Raw genomic sequence first — 395 nt, 5'->3', positions numbered from 1 at the left:
ATTGTTAATTGTAAAGAGAACAACACTTATTGTTTGGGTCTGTAGCTCAGCTGGTTAGAGCGCACCCCTGATAAGGGTGAGGTCGGTAGTTCAAATCTACTCAGACCCACCACTTCTTCTTAAACTTATCATTAAGCTTAAAATGAAGTCGGTATACAAACAGTAAGACCAGCATATGTGGGGCTATAGCTCAGCTGGGAGAGCGCCTGCCTTGCACGCAGGAGGTCAGCAGTTCGATCCTGCTTAGCTCCACCACTTTACTTCTTAAAAATAAATATTCTTTATCGGGCAGCAAAATCGCCTGAGAATAGAGTGTGTTTAATTTTGAGAAGTTTTTGATTCTCTGCTCTTTAAAAATTTGGAAAAGCTGATAATAAAATTCTGATAAATATTCG

Annotated in this window: 2 tRNA genes; both read left to right on the top strand. The window is 39.7% G+C overall.

Annotation, left to right across the window (positions count from 1 at the left end):
- The first annotated feature begins 35 nt into the window (after positions 1-35).
- Positions 36-112, top strand: a tRNA-Ile gene (locus tag J8L73_RS19190).
- A gap of 67 nt (positions 113-179) precedes the next feature.
- A tRNA-Ala gene (locus tag J8L73_RS19185) sits at positions 180-255 on the top strand.
- Positions 256-395: the final 140 nt, after the last annotated feature.

The sequence above is a fragment of the Pseudoalteromonas sp. MMG006 genome, from assembly GCF_018101025.1.
Classification (GTDB): domain Bacteria; phylum Pseudomonadota; class Gammaproteobacteria; order Enterobacterales; family Alteromonadaceae; genus Pseudoalteromonas.
This window is presented reverse-complemented; position numbering and strand designations above follow the sequence as displayed.